Below are 20,695 nucleotides of genomic sequence, written 5' to 3' on the forward strand. Positions count from 1 at the left end.
CTAATTTTTAGGTAAGAGTTTAACGATTCCCAGGTTTTCAACACCTACGTATACATAACCATCAGGACCTTGAACGATCGTTCTCACGCGACCCAATCCATCTAAAAGACGCTCTTCCTTGACCACTTTCTCATCGGCAAGGACCACCTTATCCATATAACTGAATTTTAATGATCCTACTAATAAGTTACCTTTCCAACCCGGATAGTTGTCACTGGTAATAAATGCCATTCCACTAGGCGCAATGGATGGATCCCAATAATGAATGGGTTGCTCCATGCCTTCCTTTTTAGTAATATCAGTGAATTTTGTACCACTATAATTAACACCATAACTTATAACAGGCCAACCATAATTTGCCCCTTTTTTAATGATATTTATTTCGTCGCCACCTTTAGGTCCATGTTCATGCACCCAAATTTGACCCGTATCAGGATTTACGACCATACCTTGAGGATTCCGATGTCCGTAAGAGTAGATAGCCTTTTTCGCGTTTGGTTCATTTACAAACGGATTATCATTCGGAATAGAGCCATCATCATTTAACCGATACACTTTACCACCATCTCGCGTAATGTCTTGCGGATTTTCATCTCTATTGCCACGCTCACCAATGGTAAAATAGAGATAGCCATCATTATCAAAAACAATTCGCGAGCCAAAATGTTCCCCTTTAGTTGTATTTGGTGTGGCTTTGTATAGCAATTCTTTATTTACGAGCGTATCATTATCAAGTTTAGCGCGCATCAATGCTGTATGTCCGCCTTCGCCTTCCCCTTCAGAAGATGCATACGTGAAGTAAATCCAACCATTTTCTTTGTAATTAGGATGAAGTGCCAAATCCAAAAGTCCGCCTTGACCTCTGTTATACACTTTTGGAACGCCTTGTACTTCGGTTTTAACACCATCTTTAAAACGAATCATCTTCCCTTCCTTCTCATTGATTAACATTGAATTGTCGGGCAGAAACACAATTCCCCAAGGAATAGTTAAATCAGAGACGACTAATTCATAAGTATGATTCATATTAATAGGATTTTTATCCTGCGCACAGGACGTCATTCCAATAAATAGAGCAATTAACACCACAAAACTTCTTATTTTCATACAATTAGAGTTTAATGTTTAAATTTAGAAATAATTATCGTTACTATTTAAAGAAAAGCTATATATTTGCACCTTCGATAAAGCAATCGATACAAAAGATAACCACTTCGGGGTGTAGCGTAGCCCGGTTATCGCGCCGCGTTTGGGACGCGGAGGTCGCAGGTTCGAATCCTGCCACCCCGACCAGTAAAAGCCTAGAAAATCATTGATTTTCTAGGCTTTTTTCATTTGTGGCGTTGCCCACAGTTGAGCACAAGTAAAAAAAAGGGGATTTTAAGATTACGCATAAATTGTTGTGATTCTATATAGGAAGAACTAAGCTTTAAGACCAGACCCAACCACACAGGATAATCTTAACGGCACTCATGAAACACGTTTATGCCCATCCGATACCAGCCCTATCGATTTCCTTAGAAATGAGGAGTTGATATTGATTTATGCAGAGGCAAGTATTTTAGCCAATAATCTACAAAATGCAGAAGATGCACTCAACGTAATCCGTAATTCAGCTAATTTACCTAATTATTCAGGAGCGAAAACTGCAGCTGCATTAACAACGGAAATGCTGAAACAACGTCGATACTCACTTTGGTCTGAGAATCATAGAATGTTCGATTTAAGACGCTATAACTTATCCAATACGTTGCCCATAGATAGACCTGGAGACCAAGTTTTCAATGCAATGCCAATTCCTTTACCGGAAACCCGTTAATAAATGATTCATTATTAAAATTAAATCCCGATGCATTTTCATCGGGATTTTCATTAATTAAGTGGTCAATTTTAAATTTAATAAGATTCACCTCATAAGTTTTCTGGCTTTAAAGCATTTGAATTAATTTTCTTTAAATTAGTAATCCCATATAGCAAACCAACAAATAAATTAATCATATGAAACCTTTTCGTATTCCTAGTTTCTTTCTCTTTTTATTTACTTTTCAGATATTCTATGGTCAAAATCAACAAGACATATTTGAAAAACTTAATGAAATTGCCATTGTTGATCAAAAGGTCATGATGCCCATGCGAGACGGCATTCGTCTGGCCACGGATATTTACAGGCCCAAAACCTCAGGAAAAGTTCCCATAATCTTTTCGAGCACCCCCTATAATTTTAATACTTGGGTGGATGGCGTGCAACAAACCCGTACTGCCGAACAAGCTTATGAAGCGGTCAAACGAGGCTACGCTTTTGTAGTGCAAAATGAGCGCGGCCGTTATTTTTCGGAAGGCGAGTGGGATATTCTGGGCATGCCCCTTACTGATGGTTATGATGCTTTTTCATGGATGACCGCTCAACCATGGTCTAACGGTAAAATTGGTACCATTGGCTGCTCATCCACGGCCGAATGGCAAATGGCCGTATCCGCACTGGATCATCCTTCACATGCCGCCATGGTGCCACAAGGTTTTGGTGCAGGCGTAGGAACGGTAGGCAACATCAAGGAACAAGGCAACTGGTATAGAGGTGGCGCTGAACAACTTTTATTCTACGCTTGGCTATACGGTGTTGAGCAGGACAAATTCAAACCAAGAATTCCTGAAGGTGCTACACAAGAAGACCTGATCAGAATTTCAAGGTTTTATGATCTGTCTCCAAAAAACCCATCAATAGATATGGCAGAAGCTCTTAAGCATTTGCCTTTAAAGAATATTGTTAAGAATATGCATGGGAAAAATGAAATATTTGATAAAATGGTGGTACGCAAACCAAATGACCCAGCATGGTATGAAGGCGGACTTTATCATGATACCATGGAAATTGGCGCTCCAAGTTTCTGGTTCGCCTCTTGATATGATGTGTCGATCACGCCCAACTTAGCCTTGTTCAACTATGTTCGCAACAAATCCAAAGATCCCGAAATAAGAGAAAATCAGTATTTGGTAATTGCCCCTACGCTTCATTGTGCATTTACACGCGCCACCGAAAACACGGTGGTTGGAGAACGCAGCGTAGGCGATGCCCGACTAAATTATGATGAACAGATTTATGCTTGGTTTGATCTTTGGTTGAAGGGAGAAACTAATGATTTTAAGAAAAAAACTCCGCGCGTTCAATATTTTACTATGGGTAGCAACGAATGGAAATCGGCAGACCAATGGCCACCTGCAGATAGTAAAATGACCACCTATTACCTAAATAGTGACGGAAAAGTCAACACTCTTAAAGGCGACGGTACGCTTACCAAAAAGAAACCTACTAAAGATAATCCAGACTCTTTTGTTTATGATCCTATGAATCCCGTTACCTCCTTGGGTGGTAATGTTTGCTGCACAGGAAATGCCGTGCAAGGTGGTGCATTCGATCAACAAAAAATGGAGGAGCGCCCAGATATCCTTGTTTATACCACGGATGTTCTTAAGGAAGGCGTAGAAGTAACCGGGTTTATCGAGTCTACGCTCTATGTTTCTTCCGATGCCAAGGACACTGATTTTACTATTAAGTTAATCGATGTCTATCCTGATGGAACAGCTTACAATCTTGACGAAACCATTCAGCGTGTGCGTTATAGAGAAGGCTATGAAAAAGAAGTGTTTATGGAAGGCGGGAAAGTCTATAAAGTTGACTTGACACCAATGTCTACAAGCAACTATTTTAAAAAAGGACACCGTATCCGTATCGAGATTTCCAGCAGTAACTTTCCACGTTTTGGACGTAATATGAACACTGGAGGAAATAATTACGACGAAACCGAAGGTGTTATCGCCGAAAACCAAGTGCATCACTCAAGCAAATATCCTTCACAAATACGATTACCGATTAGATAATCCAAAGAAGTGAAAGTGGTATTTGTTTCAAAACACTTTTATATTTTAAAAACCAATGCCCGATGCAATTTCATCGGGCATTGGTTTTTAAAGAGTCTATATTTCAAGTAACTTTACCTCTTACCAAACTTAAATCCGTTTCAAATGATTCCTAGCCATTCTAAAAGATCAATAACTTTCTGTTTCCTATCTTTATTTTTAATAGTGACAGGCACCTCAATAGGACAAGACAAACTAAAAAAGATGCCAGGATACGAACAACATCAAAAAATGTCGTCACAATTACAAAGTTCTATAAAAAGGATATCACCTAACATTGTTTGGAGTAAAGACGGCAATACATTCACCTATGTTGAGGATAATATACTGCATACTTTTGATGTGAATCAAAAGAAGATTATAAAATCTGAAGACTATCAAGCACCACAAAGACTGCCTTTTTCTAGAGGAAATAGACCAGAGCGCGGCAGACAATATGCCTCGGTTAATTCCCCAAACGAAAAGTTAAAAGCTTTTACTAAGGATAGAAATATGTACATCAGCAATCCTGATGGGTCTAATGTCATCGCCATTACTACGGATGGCAATGATGAAAACCAAGTGAAATATGGGATTGCAACCTGGGTTTATGGCGAAGAGTTAGCTCAAAACACCGCCATGTGGTGGTCGCCAGACAGTAAGAAAGTTGCTTTCTATCGGTTTAAGGAGAAAGATGCCACAAAGTATTATGTGCTTTATCATCAAACAAAAATACAAGACTCCTTAGAAACAGAGGCCTATCCAAAAGTGGGCGCCAAAAACCTTCCTGTCGATCTTTTGGTTTATGATTTAGAAACAAAAAAAACAATTACCCTAGATACTCGTGACGGCAAGCCGTTTAATGACGGCGCCATCGGCACTTATTTATATGATATCGACTGGTCGCCTGACGGGAAAGAATTGCTTTTTCACAGCACCAATCGCAAGCAAGATATCATGGAATTCAAAGCAGCTGATCCTGTATCTGGCAAAACTCGCGTTGTGATTAGGGAAGAATGGCTGCCAAGCTTTACCGTAAATTCTCCAGAAATCTATAAATTAAAAGACAAACAACATTTTATTTGGGCTTCTGAAAGAAATGGTTTTAAAAACTATCACCTCTACAATTTCAATGGGAAATTAGTCAACACACTCACTAATCACAATTTTGAAGTGCGTAGAATTGTGGAAGTCGATGAAGCTAAAAAGCTAGTGTACTACATGGCAGCTAGTGGCGACAACCACATGAAAATGCAGTTGCACCGGGTTAAACTTGATGGCACTAAAGATGTTCGATTAACAAATCCTGCATACAATCACAACGTCATACTATCGCCTACTGGCAAATACTTTGTTGATATTGCACAAACACATAACACGCCACCTTTTATGAACCTCGTCAGCGATAAAGGAAAAGTTGTTTCAGAAATTCTAAAAACAGATATTTCAAAATTCAAAGAACTCGATTTTAAAACTGTTGAAAGATTCCAATTTACGGCTGCCGATGGCGAAACGCAACTGGATGGACTGATTCATTTTCCATCTGATTTTGACCCTTCAAAAAAATACCCTTTGATTTTAAGCAATTATGGCGGTCCAGGTGTGAACGCTTTTACAGAAAACTTCACACTTCCAAACTCAATAACGGAGTTTGGGTTTTTGGTCGTCAACATCGACGGACGAAATGTCGGCGGAAGAGGAAAGAAAATGTTGGATAAATTATATGGCAACTTAGGAATTGTTGAAATGGACGATTTTGCAGCGGGCGTAAAATCATTATATGATCGTCCTTATTTTGATACCACCAGAGTTGGCGTTTATGGCACTTCTTATGGTGGAACAGTGTCGGCTATGAGCTTATTAAGATTTCCAGAGGTCTATCATGCCGCAGTAGCCAATTCCTCAGTAACCGATTGGAGAAACTACGATAACATTTACACCGAACGTTACATGAACTTATTGGAAAACAATCTAAAAGGTTATGAAGCGTCCAGTTTAATGAACTATGCCAATGATTTGAAAGGCGAATTGATGATTTTTTATGGCACCAATGACAATAATGTGCATCCAGCCAATTCTTTGCAATTAATCCAAGCGTTGCAAAAAGCAGGAAAAAGCTTTGAAGTACAAGTTGGTCCTGACCAAGGACATACGGCTTTGAATTTCAGTAGAATGATGGAGTTTTTCATTCAACATTTAATTCTGAAATAGAGGAAAAAGGCATCTCATAATTTTTTGATTTAAGATTAAACTTGTTTGGCCCGAGGCTTCACATAAATAACGGAAAACATAAAATTTAACGAACCGATATAGGTCATTTTAAATCAACTTGGGAGTAATTGAAATATTTCGCTCAGCCTTTTAGAAGATATATTTGTTGTAAACAAGATGCGATTTTTGAGTAACTCGTCTAAAACACTTGTATATTTTAGGCAATCAATTCACAAATACGCGTGGAACCCTTGATAAATAAATCGATCTTAAAATAGATTTTTGAATATAAATATATTTCATTATAAACACTGACAACGTGCTTAATATGATAAAAATTAGCGTAATTTAATATCTTACAATTATGGGATGCCAATGAAGAATTGTCTGGTTATCCAGCACTCATTCATCATTGGCAAATAAACTTGTGAGAACATGAAACGCAATCATTTCTTAAAACTCTGTATTGCAAGTAGCACTTCACTTGTATTTCCTGTAACCCCCTATCCGAGAAACATGAAAACCACAGACCCAAATATTAAAGGTTTCAAAGTTAGCTCAGGAGAAGGAAGATTACATGGACACATCACACTAAAAGGTGTGAATGCGAATGTTCTGGATTTAAAAATTTCAGGTAGCGACACCAACAGTTCTTTAGCAATTTTTGAACAAACTTCCCGGTCTCAAGGAAAAGGCACACCGCTTCATGTTCATTATTTTCAAGATGAAATTTTTTATGTTTTGGAAGGCAATTATTTTTTTAAAGTAGGAAATGATGAGTTCACACTTTCTGGAGGAGATTCCATTTTTTTGCCTAAAAAAGTTCCGCATGCATGGACACAGCTCTCAGAAAAAGGAAAAATGTTGGTGACCTTTCAACCCGCAGGAAAAATGGAGGATTTTTTCTTAACCGTTGCAGCTTTAGACCACGAACCGACAAATGAAGAAATGGCTAAAGTTTTTATTGACCATGACATGGAAATCGTTGGTCCGACCTTAAAATATGAGAGAAAATAGTCCTGTTTGTACTTTCAATTAGATGATGCACGAATTAAACCAATGGAAATTCCTATTCCAACTTTTCAATAGCTTCATTTAATACGCTGTGCTTTCTACTGTAAATAAAATAGACCACCAACCCAACGGACATCCAAATAACAAATCGCAACCAGGTAATCAATGGCAAGGAAAGCATCAAATAACTGCAGACAATTATCGCACCCGAACAGACAAATTTGTAGGCAGGAACTTGGAATTTTCGGACGCGATCAGGCTGTTGCACTCTTAATATCCAAACGCCGATGGCCACGAGAACAAAGGCGAAGAGCGTTCCAATGTTGGTCAGTTCAGCTACAGCTCCAATATCCATAAATCCGGCTAAAAGACCTACCAATAAACCCACCACAACTGTAGAATATGCTGGTGTTCTGAATCGTTTACTTACCCTGCTGAATTTTTTCGGTAAAAGTCCGTCGCGACTCATCGAATAGAAAATACGGATCTGCCCCATTTGCATCACCAATAAAACGGTTGGCATGGTCAATGTAATTCCCAGTGAAATAATAAACGCCACCTTATTTTCTCCCACAGCGTCCAGAGCTGCCGAAATAGGTTTTTCGTTGGCAAGCACATCTAAAGGAACCATTCCCGTCAACACGGCTGCCACGGCAATATATAAAATGGTACATACGATCAACGCCGCAATCATCCCAATAGGCAAATTCCGTTGAGGATTTTTAGTTTCTTCGGCCGTGGTGCTCACGGCATCAAAACCGATATAGGCAAAAAACACAAGCGCAGCACCAGTCATAATTCCATGCCAACCGTTGGGCGCAAAATTTTGCCAGTGCTCACTCGGATTGAAATGCGGAATACCGAAATATAAAAACAGCCCTACTAACAGAAGTTTTATGATAACCAATACGGAGTTGGTTCTTGCAGACTCCTTAATACCAATAATCAACAATACAGTTACCACAAAAGTGATGATGAGCGCCGGCAAATTCAGGATAGAAACTTCATGAGGCATCATATTGACCTGACTTCCCAGTTGACTTTTTAGAATATCCGTAAGCGGCTGCCATTCTCCATTAGACAATTGCACTAATTCCGTTCCTGTTGACGCCATCAAATATGGTGGAAAATGCACACCAAGCCCACTGAGAAAACTCTTAAAATAACCCGACCAACCAATGGCAACCGCAACATTTCCGATGGCATATTCCAAGATCAAATCCCACCCAATAATCCATGCAATTATTTCGCCAAAAGATGCATAAGCATAGGTATAGGCACTTCCAGAGATTGGAATCATGGAGGCAAATTCCGCATAGCATAAAGCTGCAAAACCACAGGCCAAACCTGTGATCACAAAACTAATGGTAATGGCTGGCCCTGCGCCCAAAGCATCAGGAGTACCAGCTGCCGCCTCGCCCGTCAGCACAAAAATACCTGTACCAATGATGGCACCTATGCCAAGCATCGTGAGGTCAAAAGCCGTTAAGGTTCTTTTTAAAGAGGAAGTCTCGGAGTCCTTTTGAAGTTGAGCCACCGATTTTCTCCGGAAAAGCAACGAATTATGGTTCATTCACTACTTTTATTAAGTTAATACCCAGTGAGATATTAAAAAACACCTATCTAAATTACTCTATTTTTCGCGATAATTAAATGGATTTAATGACTATTATTTGATAAAAGAACTAAGACCACTGCGTTGATAGAACATAGATTATAGACTTATATCGTAAAACACTGAAAGTTATAAGCGAACACTAAGAGCACGTCCAAATTCGCGATATTTATAAGTGTTTATAACAAAAAATCAAAGAAACCTGGAATTGAACGAAACTTTAAAAACCTCAGTTTTAAAAGGTTGGCCGAGGTATTTCAAGTTTTTTTTCGGATACCAATAGGATTTAATATCTATATTTTAATCCCCAAAAACAGCTTCAATGAATCTTTATAAAATACCCATTAAACTAAGGGTAAAAAGCAAAATTCGTTAGGTCTTATTTATATTATAATTCTTCAAAACCATCAGTTTACGTTAAGCTTTTCTTAATAAATCCTGATTAAAACGATAAAACCTTGTCGTGCCCTTTATAAATTATAATTTTGTAGCCTATATTAATATTAAAACGAATTTATGAGTCAAGTAAAGCAGAATGATACGGTAAAAGTTCATTATACAGGAAAATTAACCGACGGTCAAATTTTTGACAGTTCCTTGGAGCGCGAACCTTTAGAATTTACTATTGGCGATGGCAAACTGATCCCTGGTTTTGAAAATGCCATTATTGATATGAAATTGAACGACAAAAAAACCGTCGAAATAGCTAAAGAAGACGCTTATGGCGATATTTTGGAGGAATTGTTTCATCAAGTACCAAAAGACCAATTGCCACAAGATATGGAGCCAGAAGTTGGTATGGGATTAGCTTCAAAAGGACCTGACGGTATAGAACATCAATTTAGAGTTATTGAAGTTAAAGAAGACCATATTGTAGTAGATGGAAACCATCCATTAGCTGGTCAGGATTTAGTTTTTGAATTGGAAGTCGTTGAAATCAACTAAAATTTGAGTACCATATAATTTAAAGCCATTAACAAAGTTAATGGCTTTTTCATGCATTCTATCTCTAGAAATCACTAGACGATCAGACTTTTGACTTCTTCAAAATTCAAGCCTCCATAAGTTCCTGAGCTCATTAACAGCAACACTTTATTTTCAAAACTTTGTGAAAACAAAAAGTTCTTGAAATCGTCGGGATTCGTATAAATAATCAAATCGTCGCGCTCAAAGGCTTGCGCAATTTGATCGTGGGTTACTTCCTTAAGTTTTTTAATTTCAACGGCATGTGGCGAATAAAAGACAACAGCAACATCAGCCGCATCCAAAGTACCTTTATATTCCTTTAAAAAATCGGCATTCAAACTACTGTAGGTATGCAATTCCAAACAGGCTACAACGGTTCTATCTGGGAACTGTTCTTTTACCGCATATGTACTGGCCTTCACTTTACTTGGCGAATGCGCAAAATCCTTAAAGGCAATACCACTTTTGCCTTCTGCTAATTTTTCCAATCGTTTACTCGCACCTTTAAAACTAGCAATAGCCTCGTAAAAATCGTCCTCATCAACTCCCATATGCTGGCAAATCCATTTCGCCCCGGCGAGATTGTTCAAATTATGCTTTCCAAAAACTTCAATTGGCAACGGCCCATCCGGAGTTTCCAAAAGCGTTTGGCCATTTTCGACGGTATACTGTGGCGTATGGTATGGCAATTTTCGGATGGTATTTTCAGAAGTTTCCACTACCCTTTTAACTTCTAAATCTTCCTCATTATAAGTGATACTGCCGCCTTTCACGATGCTATCTACAAAAATCGAAAACTGCTCCACATAACCTTCATAGGTTGGAAACACATTGATATGATCCCAAGCAATCCCGCTCAACAAGGCAATATTGGGTTTATACAAATGGAATTTTGGTCGACGGTCAATCGGCGAGCTCAAATACTCATCGCCTTCCAAAACAATAAAATCATTGGCATCGGTCAACTTTACCATGACCTCAAAACCTTCCAACTGTGCACCCACCATATAATCCACATCAATATCGTGATACTGCATCACATGAAGAATCATGGACGTAATGGTTGTTTTACCATGACTTCCACCAATAACCACACGGGTTTTATGCTTGGATTGTTCATATAAAAACTCAGGATAACTGTATATTTTTAAGCCGAGTTCTTGTGCTCTTAAAAGCTCAGTATTATCTGCTTTGGCGTGCATTCCCAGAACAACAGCATCGATTGTAGTATTAATTTTTTCGGGAAACCAACCAAAGCTTTCTGGCAATAAACCTTTCTGCTTTAATCTCGATTTAGAAGGTTCGTAAATCTCATCATCACTCCCTGTAACTTGATAACCTTTATTGTGTAAAGCTATGGCAAGATTGTGCATAGCACTGCCACCAATAGCTATAAAATGTGCGTTCATAGTCTAATTTTGAAAGGATCAAAGATAGTTTTTTTGATATGAAATGCCGAAAGATTTTGAGCGTTGTTGAGTTGAAAGTTGTGGCACAGAGATTCGCAGAAAAACGTGGAGTTGCCTCGAGAATTGTTGTAAAACCAAAATGGTGATATATTGCCTAACTGTATTATACTGATATAGGTTGACCTTTTTTTAGGTTTACTTTAGACGTTCAAATGATTTTTTTTAGCCGTTTAGAAGGCAAAAAAATAATTCGAACTGGGTTCGTGCTTAAATCGTCAGTTCGGTCAAATTTACTTTATTTTTTCGATATGATTTGTATTTGATGTTTGGGTTCAGGTGTACTTCAACTGGCTTTCTTAAGTCCAGACTAAAATGAGTTCTTAAATGGTTATAGATATATACAGCTTGCTGGGTCATTTTCTTGGCCAACTCTGTATTTTTTATAGTCTGTTTCAGACCATATTCATATTTCAAAGTTCTATTAATGCGTTTAGCAACAGCATTTTCGTATGGGTCATATTGCTCGGTCATGCTCATTGTAATGCCATTGCTTTCTGCAAATTCGGTGTATTTGGGATTGCAGTATTGGAACCCTCTGTCTGAGTGGTGAACAAGCTTTTGACTGGGATATTTTCTGTTTTTGATGGCCATGGCGAGCGCCTCTGTGCAGAGGGATGTTCTCATATGGTCGTCCAGGTTGTAGCCCATAATCTGCTTGGAATAGGCGTCTGTTACCAAGGCCAGATAATTGTGTCCATTTTCAGTTTTAATATATGTGATGTCGCTTACCCATAGTTGTTCCGGTCGGGTAGGAACGTGGTCTTTTACCAGGTTTTTATATTTCTTGAACATATGGTTAGAGTTTGTTGTGGTAATGTAATTTTTAGATTTGGGCACCAATAGCTTATGCAGCCTTAGGAACCGATAGAACTTATCTCTGCCCATTTTGATATCCGCATTTATAAAGTCTTGTCTAAGGGCATCATAGAGCTTTATGCCACCCGTTTTAGAGCCTACCTTTTTACGGTAGTCCTTGACCATTACAATTAGTTTCTGATGGTCTATTAGTTCTTTTTGCTGGGTTTTGAGTCGTTTGTGGAAGGCTTGCTTAGTGATCCCAAAGCATTGATAGAGCCATTTTCTTTTAAACGGTTTTTCTTCTTTAGCTCTATCTCTTTTGCTAATGATTTGGGCAATGAGTTTTTTGACATATCCACGCCTGTAATAAGTTCCATTTCAGCGATAATGTCCTGCTGGAAGTCTTTTACAAACTCCAGCTCTTCAATGCGTTCCCTTAGTTTTTTAATTTCATCGTTTTTACTCATGCCTGTGTTCTGTTGTACTAAGGTACTATATTTTCTGATCCAATAGCTAATGGTAGTTCTGGGAACGTCATACTTTTTAGAAGCGAAATTTTTGGATACTTGGCCGTTCAGGATTTGGTCAACGACTAAAAGTTTAGTCTCTAAAGTTACTTTTTGGTAGCTTTTTTTTAGCCAGTGTTCTTTTTGTGTTTTCATAAGTGACTATAATTAATTGATTAATTTTTAGTCAACCTATTTCAGGAAAGTACAAACCTCTAATAACTACCCACTAAAAACTGAAAGGTTATTGCACAGAGTAGCGCAAAGTTCCATGGAGATACCCAGAGAAATTCTGGAGAACTTAAACGAATTGATAATCAAACTAAAGATTGCTAACCGCCGACTGAAAAAAGTCAACACTTTTCATGGAGGTGAAAAGTGTAATACTCAAACCTCATCCCCAATTAATGATAATTCTTAAAAATCTTGGTCGCCTCATTATAGGCACTTTCAAAACTTAAGGCATTGAGAGGATTACATTTTTTTGAAGTAAAATAAGAGAGCAATTTTTCCGTAGGCATATTGCCTGTCAATTCATCTTTTGCCATTGGACAACCACCAAAACCTTGAATGGCACCATCAAAACGTTTACAACCAGCGTTGAAAGCAGCATCTACTTTTTCATGCCAGGAAGTAGGCGTTGTATGAAGGTGAGCACCAAATTCAATATGCGGATACTTCGGAATCAAATTAGAAAAAAGATAGTCAATATTCTCAGGATTAGACGTGCCAACGGTATCGCTCAACGACAATATCTTCACACCCATTTTTGACAAACGTTCAGTCCAATCTCCCACTACATCCACATTCCAAGGATCTCCGTATGGATTGCCAAAGCCCATCGATATATAAACCACGACTTCTTTATTTGAAGCGTCTGCAATTTCCAAAATCTCATTCAAAGCCACTACCGATTGTGCAATCGTTTTATGAGTATTCCGCATTTGGAAATTTTCTGAAATAGAAAAAGGATAGCCTAAATAGCTAATTTCAGGGTGTACGGACGCATCCTCAGCACCGCGTGTATTGGCAATAATAGCCAGAAGTTTACTCTGGGTTTTGGAAAGATCTAGCTGTGAAAGCACCTCCGCCGTATCCACCATCTGTGGAATCGCTTTTGGAGACACAAAGCTCCCAAAATCAATGGTATCAAAACCCACTCGTAACAACGACTGAATGTATTGCACCTTTTTTTCAGTAGGAATAAAGTCTCTGATCCCTTGCATGGCATCTCGCGGACATTCTATAATTTTCACCTGTTGCATTGGCTCAAAGATATAAATTCCTGCGAAGGCAGGAATCTTTAGTTCAAAAAAATAAACACGAGCATATGATGAGAGAAGAAGTTTAAATAATCATTATTGAATTTCGATAAAAAAAACGGACTTTTAAGATAACTTCCTTAAAAGTCCACTTCACAATTATTTACATTTGGCAAGAACTTTTTCCGCCAATTTTTTAGCTATTTCCCGATTCTCGTCTGGGTTGGCACTAATTTTTGTAATGATGGTGAATTTAGATATTCCTGCCAGTACAACCAATTCCCCACCCCATTGCTCATTCCATTTATACCAGGCACTCGAGCCTAAACCTTCAATAAAATCCCAACTTCTTTTGGCACGAACTTTCATAAAGTCCTCCCCCGTCTTTTTTATTTCATCTTCCTGCTTGGCAAGATTTTCTTGAATTTGATCGAGTTCTTTTTCAGATAATTCTTTGTAAGCCATGTCAAAGTTTTCAATATTGGATTTGATATTACTTTTATCCGAATAGAAAGAGAGATTTTTTACACCCATGGTATTTTCATCTGGCAGTTCCATTTTCATTCCGGACACCTCCATAGTAAAACTAGGACGATTACTTGGCCATTGATACATATGTTCGCCATAGCTGCCAGAACGCAATTGCTCTTTGACCTTATCGGAATTTATGGGATATACGGATGTCATTTCTTCTTTTGTTAAAAGTAAGCTGTAATCGTCCTCAAACTTTTTTAAGCAATCATAAGATTTATTGCTATTCTTTTTGCTTACTTTCTCAGTCTTGCCATCTGCAGAAGTTTCTGAAGATTCCTTGTTGCCAGAGTTACAGGAGAACAGCAACAAGACCATTCCTGTAAGAAATAATGTTTTTTTCATAATAAAACTAAATTGAGTTGACTGCTAAATTACATTTATTAATATAATTTACAAGTGCAAAAAAAAGTTTTATCTTTTGATTTACAACAACTTACAACAAGACGAATCCCGTCTTTATGCGGCGATGATATAAAGCGCGATGCCCACAAAAACGACTATTTGAAGCCATTTCAAAAAACTGCCAACGCCTTTCCTTTTCAATATAAACTCAGATATACGACCTGCCAATAAAGCGATGCTACTGAAAACGAGAAAGGAAACAACCATAAAAATGATTCCTAAAGTGTAAAATTGAAAAACTGTGTTTCCCTCATCATTCCAAAGAAAACCAGGGAAAAACGCCAGGAAGAAAATCATCACTTTCGGATTGACTAAATTCATGATGACGCCCGTTTTATAAAGTTCTAAATATGATTTTCTGGGTGCGTTTTCTGAAAGCGAAATTGTCTCATCAGACTTATAAACCATATAGGCTAAATACAGCAAATAGCAAGCGCCCAAAACTTTGACCCCATAAAAAAGCTCTTCCGAAGCCGTAATTATTGCTGAAACACCAAATGCTAAAAGTGTGGTGTGTACAATGCAGCCGCTTATAAGACCAGCCGTAGTGGCGATGCCACTTTTGGTACCATTGACCAACGATTGGGTAAGCACATAGATGTTATCAGGCCCTGGAGCAATGGCGAGCGCGAGTGTTGCTATTGAAAAGGAGATGAGGGTTTCGATCATTTATAAATGAGATATAAGTCAGAATATATTATACTCCCAAGAATCTGCGAAAATCTGCGTCATCTGCGGGAATTTCTTGAGTGAGAAGTAATATTGTTATAAATAGCTATGACACAAAGTTGCACAAAGAAACCACAAAGCCATTTCAATTACTTTTGACACAGAATTATTAAATTAAAATCGTCAACTACAATTGAGCAATTATAATCTCTAGGTTTAAATACTTGATTCCCTCTTATGCGCGTTTCAAAATCGCTTGATTAATCTCCTTTATCAATCCCGGACCTTCATAAATAAAACCGGTATAAAGTTGTATTAAATCAGCCCCTGCATCCAATTTCTCCAAAGCGTCTTCGGCAGAATGGATCCCACCAACCCCAATAATCGGGAATGCTTTATTGCTTTTTTCCGATAGAAAACGGATCACTTCAGTCGCTCTTTTGGTCAAGGGTTTACCACTTAAACCACCCATTTCATTTTTGTTTTCAGATGAAATGCCATCTCGTGAAATGGTCGTATTTGTAGCGATGACGCCATCGATTTTTGTGATGGAAACAATGTCAATAATATCTAGAAGTTGTTCATCTGTAAGATCGGGAGCGATCTTCAAAAGAATGGGTTTGCGTTTGTGTTTTAAGTTGTTTTTATCTTGAAGGGTTTGTAGCAAATCCGTCAAAGGTTTCTTTTCCTGTAACGCCCGAAGGTTTGGCGTATTGGGCGAACTGACGTTAACCACAAAATAATCGACATAATCAAAAAGAGCTTCAAAGCAGATGATATAATCATTGACTGCTTCTTCATTGGGCGTGATTTTATTTTTACCGATGTTCCCGCCTATTAACACCCGTTTCTTATCGCCTTGTACCGGATTATTTTTCAATCGCTCCACTGCTTCTACAACGCCACCATTATTAAATCCCATTCGGTTGATGATGGCTTCGTCTTCGATCAATCGGAAAATACGCGGCTTTTCATTCCCATCCTGAGGCTTTGGTGTGACGGTTCCAATTTCAATAAAACCAAAACCTAAATTTGAAAGCTCTTTGTAAAGTTTCGCGTCTTTATCAAAACCTGCGGCCAATCCAACAGGATTAGGAAATTTGATTCCGAAAAGTTCGCGCTCCAATTTTGGATTTTCAAATTTATAAACACTTCGAAAAGCGCCTCCCAAGCCAATCAGGTTTGAAAAACGAATCATTGAAAATGTAAAGTGATGGATTTTTTCAGGATCAAAACTGAAAAACAAGGGACGGATGATGCTTTTGTACATAGATCTTAAGAAGTTGTTGTGCAAAAATACCATTCCTTTAATAAAGATTGTCATTATTCATTTTGAAAATTAGTAGTATTTTTGAACTCTAAACCCCAAGCACAAAAGGGTCATTTATATTGCACTTTGAATAAAAAAAATTGAAAAGTTATGATACCGAAACAACACATTATTGATAGATTTATAAGTTACGTGACCGTTGACACCGAATCTGATCCTAATTCTGACACCACGCCAAGCACTGAAAAACAATGGGATTTGGCCCATGCCTTAGTTAAAGATCTCACTGCTATTGGCATGACAGAAGTTTCCATTGATCATAACGCTTATATTATGGCAACCTTACCGAGCAATGTGGATCATGAGGTTCCGGTCATTGGTTTTGTGTCTCATTTTGATACCAGCCCTGATTTTACAGGTGCGAATGTCAAGCCTCAAATCATTGAGAATTATGATGGCAAGGACATTATTTTAAATGCGGAAGAAGGCATTATTTTATCTCCTGATCTTTTTGACGATTTGTTACAATATAAAGGACAAACACTTATTACAACGGACGGCACAACGCTTTTAGGTGCCGATGATAAAGCGGGAATCACAGAAATTGTTTCAGCGATGGAATACTTGATTCAACATCCTGAAATTAAACATGGTAAAATTCGTGTCGGTTTTACTCCAGACGAAGAAATTGGTCGTGGTGCGCATAAGTTTGACGTTGAAAAATTTGGTGCCGAATGGGCTTATACTATGGATGGAAGCCAAATTGGCGAATTGGAATACGAAAATTTCAATGCTGCAGGCGCTACCGTAAAAGTCAAAGGCAAAATTGTGCATCCCGGTTATGCCAAAGGCAAAATGATCAACTCCATGTATATCGCTACGGAATTCATCAATTCTTTACCGATGCTGGAAACACCTGAGCACACCGAAAACTACCAAGGTTTTTTCCATTTGTCAAGCATTGAAGGCGTAGTTGAAGAAACCGTTTTAAAATACATCATCAGAGATCACGACAAGGATCATTTTGAAGCCAGGAAAGAAGCCATGATGCAAATGGCCTTCGATTTGAATACCCAGTACGAAAGAGAAGTTATAACCATTGACATCAAGGATCAATATTTCAACATGAAGGAAAAAATTGAACCAGTTATGCATATCGTGGATCTTGCCGAACAAGCCATGCTAGCGGTCAACGTCAAACCGATCATCAAAGCGATAAGAGGCGGAACCGATGGCTCACAATTGAGTTTTATGGGATTGCCTTGCCCTAATATATTTGCCGGAGGCCATAATTTTCACGGACGTTATGAATATGTGCCTGTGGAAAGCATGATCAAAGCGACGGAAGTAATTTGTAAAATCGCAGAATTGGTAGCTTTGAAGAAGTAGTTTGAGGTATGTAAAAAAATGAAATCCGCATGGAGAAAGTAAATTCTATCGAAGACTATCTTGAAGTCCATTCACATTTTGCTGAAGCACTACAACTTTTAAGACACCTCATCAATTCTACCGAATTGGTGGAAACCTTTAAATGGAATGCGCCAACCTATTATTTAGAGAACAAAAAAGTAGTAGCTCTTGGCGCTTTTAAAAACCATTTTAGTATTTGGTTCCATCAAGGCGATGTTCTTAAAGATGAAAAAAAAATATTGGTAAAGGCTTCTGAAAAAACGAAACATTTGCGACAGATGCGGTTTAACTCACTATCTGATATCGACCAGAATATCGTTTTAAGTTACCTCAAAGAAGCCATTGAAAATCAAAAAATCTAATTACTTATAGACACAAAAAAAGCCATTTCAATTGAAATGGCTTTTTTAATTCGATTGCAACAGGTTATTTTGTTGTCGCAGGATCTTGGTTAAGCTTTTGGCTCATTTCCATCGAAATGGCAGAACGATCAAACTTAATTTTTCCTGACATAGTTTCAATAATACAGCTACTGTCTTTATCATTGAGGTCAGCAATTCTACCATGCATTCCGCTTTTGGTAATGACTTTGTCGCCTCTTTTTAATTCACTTGCAAACTTCTTTTCTTTTTTAGCGCGTTTCATTTGTGGTGCAATCATAAAGAAATACACTACAGCGAACATCGCAATAAAGGGTAAAAACGAACTTATTCCTTCCATCAATTCTTATTTATTATTAATCGTGATTATGGCCTTCATGACCAGGTTGTGTGCTATATTTTCGAGCAGGTTGTTGCATAATAGATTGAGCGCCTTCTGCTGGTTGTTGCGTCATTGGCTGACCAGATGCATTTGGATCTCCTTCAACGGTTGCTTTGATTCTAACGGTCTCAGAACCTTTTTCAGTATTAGTGGTCAAGGTTATAGATTTGGTAACAACGCCATTTCCTTTACCATCAAATTTCACTTTCATTTCACCAGTTTCTCCTGGAGCAACTTGTTTTGTCCAATCTGAAGGCACTGTACAGCCGCAAGTACTTTGAATATTACTAACGACCAACGGAGAACTTCCTGTATTCTTGTATTTAAAAATAGTCTCTACAGGAGTACCATTTTTTATGGTTCCAAAATCGTGTTCGACTTCTTCAAATTCCACCATCGCAAAACTACCGGAGTTCGCATCTCTTTCTGCCGCATCCACAACATTTTCGGATTTAATTTTTGCGGTAGCATCTTCTTTACAAGACATGAACCCAACTAAAGAAAGTGCACAAACACCTAATATTATTTTTTTCATCGTATTATTATTTGATTAAAATGCTCACTTAAAATAAATTTGAGAATGTAAAAATAGCAATAATTTACCATTACATCAACCCGCGCCCTATTTTATTTAACTCGCCGTTCTCGTTATATTCTTTAACGATTTTATCCAAAATACCATTAATAAAGAAACTGCTCTTTGGCGTGGAGTATTCCTTGGCGATATCGATATACTCATTAATGGTTACTTTTACTGGAATGGACGGGAATTTCTGAAATTCACAAATGGCCATTTGAAGTAAAATACCATCTAAATTAGCAATACGTTCCGCATCCCAATTTTGCGTTTTTGCCGCAATTTCCTGATTGAATTTTGATTTATTCAATAAAGTTTTCTGGAACAATGCCGTTGCAAATTCCTTATCTTCTGTGTCTTTAAAAAGTTTAGGTGTAAAATAGGCGGATTTATTTTCCTTTTTCAGCTTGCGAAGCAATTTAAGGATGCCTGTATTAACCACTGGCAAATCATCCAACCAAGTCAATTTTTTATCCTCAATATAGTCGTAGAGTTTTTCATTTGGAGCAATGATTTCAGTAAAGACATCAATAATGAAATCTTGATCTTCCTTAAAGCTAGAAACATCAGTGGCCATATATTTCTTATACAGTTCACTTTCTATAATGCTTTTAAATATGATATCAACATATTCAAAATCAAGATACCAATGATCAATTTTACGGTTTTCGATATCAATTTGAAGCGCTCTATCTTCTTGCAAAATTTGCAGCACCTGATTATTGATAAATTTTTTGTTTGGATTTTTTTCTTCTTGTGTTGCTAAAATTTTTCGCTGTGATCGTTCTTGATAATCTTCAGCACGCTTTTGAACTTCGATTAAAAGTGATAACATCAAGAGATGTAAATCATACATGTTTTCAAGACTTTGGATCAAGAATTTCTGATCTTTTATGAAGTCATCACTTTCCCCACCGTCAAACGCATAAAGGGTTTGCATTACTTTTATACGAATATGTCTTCTGTTTAGCATTGATAAGAACTTATTAAATTAAAAGGTGAAAAAGCTTAGTGTCTTTTCGTCTGCAAAAATAGTATTAATTTATAACTTGATAAATTAATTGCCACGGATATCTCAACTTTATTTTAAATATCCAGGTTTTCATTTTTCAATAGGTTCTTTAGCAATGGTTAAGAGAACCCTGTTTGGCTTTACCTTATTTGCGGTGACATCTTCCAATATCTCTAAACAAACAGGGCAACTATTTTCTGTTTTACAGATGGCCTCTTGCCTATGCTACTCCTCAAGTTCAGGATATAAAACAACACACTGCTTAGTGATCTGAAGCATAAAAGAGGTCGGGACAGATTCAATACCCCATTCTAAAATTTGGTG

The 20,695-nt window shown here is 37.7% G+C and carries 20 protein-coding genes and 1 tRNA gene; 9 read left to right on the forward strand and 12 right to left on the reverse strand.

Annotated elements, in window-relative coordinates; genetic code table 11:
• Entirely contained in the window at positions 1–1,107 is a 1,107-nt protein-coding gene (locus ACOH2D_RS03265) for a PQQ-dependent sugar dehydrogenase (protein ID WP_449534344.1), read from the reverse strand.
• Between the two features lie 108 nt (positions 1,108–1,215).
• On the opposite strand from ACOH2D_RS03265, the gene ACOH2D_RS03270 reads away from it, so the two are divergent.
• The 6 genes from ACOH2D_RS03270 (at position 1,216) to ACOH2D_RS03295 (ending at position 7,122) form a co-directional block, all read left to right on the forward strand.
• Positions 1,216–1,293, forward strand: a tRNA-Pro gene (locus ACOH2D_RS03270).
• Between the two features lie 214 nt (positions 1,294–1,507).
• Positions 1,508–1,819 carry a RagB/SusD family nutrient uptake outer membrane protein gene (locus tag ACOH2D_RS03275; protein WP_449534422.1) on the forward strand — a complete coding sequence of 104 codons (312 nt, stop codon included), beginning with the start codon at positions 1,508–1,510 and terminating at the stop codon, positions 1,817–1,819.
• A gap of 179 nt (positions 1,820–1,998) precedes the next feature.
• Positions 1,999–2,901, forward strand: a complete 903-nt coding sequence (locus ACOH2D_RS03280; RefSeq protein WP_449534345.1) for a CocE/NonD family hydrolase — start codon at positions 1,999–2,001, stop codon at positions 2,899–2,901.
• 6 nt (positions 2,902–2,907) lie between these two features.
• On the forward strand, positions 2,908–3,876 hold the full coding sequence (locus tag ACOH2D_RS03285; RefSeq protein ID WP_449534346.1) for a CocE/NonD family hydrolase: 969 nt from the start codon (positions 2,908–2,910) through the stop codon (positions 3,874–3,876).
• Positions 3,877–4,119: 243 nt separating this feature from the next.
• Positions 4,120–6,105, forward strand: a complete 1,986-nt coding sequence (locus tag ACOH2D_RS03290) for a S9 family peptidase (RefSeq protein ID WP_449534347.1) — start codon at positions 4,120–4,122, stop codon at positions 6,103–6,105.
• A 435-nt stretch (positions 6,106–6,540) separates the two neighbouring features.
• Positions 6,541–7,122: a cupin domain-containing protein gene (locus ACOH2D_RS03295; RefSeq protein WP_449534348.1), complete on the forward strand. Its 582-nt coding sequence runs from the start codon at positions 6,541–6,543 to the stop codon at positions 7,120–7,122.
• 52 nt (positions 7,123–7,174) lie between these two features.
• On the opposite strand, the gene ACOH2D_RS03300 is transcribed toward ACOH2D_RS03295, so the two are convergent.
• Entirely contained in the window at positions 7,175–8,692 is a 1,518-nt protein-coding gene (locus tag ACOH2D_RS03300; RefSeq protein ID WP_449534349.1) for an amino acid permease, read from the reverse strand.
• Between the two features lie 558 nt (positions 8,693–9,250).
• Between ACOH2D_RS03300 and ACOH2D_RS03305 the strand changes: the two genes are divergently transcribed.
• Positions 9,251–9,679 (forward strand): FKBP-type peptidyl-prolyl cis-trans isomerase, encoded by a 429-nt coding sequence (locus ACOH2D_RS03305; RefSeq protein WP_348035598.1) that lies wholly within the window; start codon positions 9,251–9,253, stop codon positions 9,677–9,679.
• A gap of 74 nt (positions 9,680–9,753) precedes the next feature.
• On the opposite strand, the gene ACOH2D_RS03310 is transcribed toward ACOH2D_RS03305, so the two are convergent.
• From ACOH2D_RS03310 to ACOH2D_RS03340, 7 genes are all read right to left on the reverse strand, one after another.
• Positions 9,754–11,109, reverse strand: coding sequence for a UDP-N-acetylmuramate--L-alanine ligase (locus ACOH2D_RS03310; RefSeq protein WP_449534350.1), 1,356 nt, complete (start codon positions 11,107–11,109; stop codon positions 9,754–9,756).
• Positions 11,110–11,376: 267 nt separating this feature from the next.
• The gene (locus tag ACOH2D_RS03315; RefSeq protein ID WP_449534423.1) at positions 11,377–12,225 is read right to left on the reverse strand and encodes an IS3 family transposase; all 849 of its coding nucleotides are present in this window, start codon (positions 12,223–12,225) and stop codon (positions 11,377–11,379) included.
• Positions 12,174–12,629, reverse strand: a complete 456-nt coding sequence (locus ACOH2D_RS03320; protein ID WP_223266522.1) for a helix-turn-helix domain-containing protein — start codon at positions 12,627–12,629, stop codon at positions 12,174–12,176. Before ACOH2D_RS03320 ends, ACOH2D_RS03315 begins: the two co-directional genes overlap by 52 nt.
• Before the next feature lie 248 nt (positions 12,630–12,877).
• Positions 12,878–13,738: a hydroxymethylglutaryl-CoA lyase gene (locus ACOH2D_RS03325; protein WP_348035594.1), complete on the reverse strand. Its 861-nt coding sequence runs from the start codon at positions 13,736–13,738 to the stop codon at positions 12,878–12,880.
• Positions 13,739–13,894: 156 nt separating this feature from the next.
• Positions 13,895–14,611 (reverse strand): hypothetical protein, encoded by a 717-nt coding sequence (locus ACOH2D_RS03330; protein WP_348035592.1) that lies wholly within the window; start codon positions 14,609–14,611, stop codon positions 13,895–13,897.
• A gap of 114 nt (positions 14,612–14,725) precedes the next feature.
• Complete coding sequence (locus ACOH2D_RS03335) at positions 14,726–15,340, reverse strand: LysE family translocator (RefSeq protein ID WP_348035591.1); 615 nt, start codon at positions 15,338–15,340, stop codon at positions 14,726–14,728.
• A gap of 235 nt (positions 15,341–15,575) precedes the next feature.
• A complete protein-coding gene (locus ACOH2D_RS03340; RefSeq protein ID WP_348035601.1) occupies positions 15,576–16,610 on the reverse strand; it encodes a quinone-dependent dihydroorotate dehydrogenase in 1,035 nt (344 codons plus the stop codon).
• 150 nt (positions 16,611–16,760) lie between these two features.
• Between ACOH2D_RS03340 and pepT the strand changes: the two genes are divergently transcribed.
• Together pepT and ACOH2D_RS03350 are read left to right on the forward strand one after the other, a co-directional pair.
• Positions 16,761–17,999, forward strand: a complete 1,239-nt coding sequence (pepT, locus tag ACOH2D_RS03345; RefSeq protein WP_449534351.1) for a peptidase T — start codon at positions 16,761–16,763, stop codon at positions 17,997–17,999.
• A gap of 29 nt (positions 18,000–18,028) precedes the next feature.
• Positions 18,029–18,382, forward strand: coding sequence for a DUF1801 domain-containing protein (locus tag ACOH2D_RS03350; RefSeq protein WP_348035587.1), 354 nt, complete (start codon positions 18,029–18,031; stop codon positions 18,380–18,382).
• 64 nt (positions 18,383–18,446) lie between these two features.
• Here ACOH2D_RS03350 and yajC read toward each other — a convergent pair whose 3' ends face one another.
• From yajC to nusB, 3 genes are all read right to left on the reverse strand, one after another.
• Positions 18,447–18,740 carry a preprotein translocase subunit YajC gene (yajC, locus tag ACOH2D_RS03355; RefSeq protein ID WP_348035586.1) on the reverse strand — a complete coding sequence of 98 codons (294 nt, stop codon included), beginning with the start codon at positions 18,738–18,740 and terminating at the stop codon, positions 18,447–18,449.
• Between the two features lie 16 nt (positions 18,741–18,756).
• Entirely contained in the window at positions 18,757–19,317 is a 561-nt protein-coding gene (locus tag ACOH2D_RS03360; protein ID WP_348035584.1) for a DUF1573 domain-containing protein, read from the reverse strand.
• Between the two features lie 70 nt (positions 19,318–19,387).
• Positions 19,388–20,332, reverse strand: a complete 945-nt coding sequence (nusB, locus tag ACOH2D_RS03365; RefSeq protein WP_348035583.1) for a transcription antitermination factor NusB — start codon at positions 20,330–20,332, stop codon at positions 19,388–19,390.
• Positions 20,333–20,695 lie beyond the last annotated feature (363 nt).

The organism is Gelidibacter sp. (genome assembly GCF_053579655.1).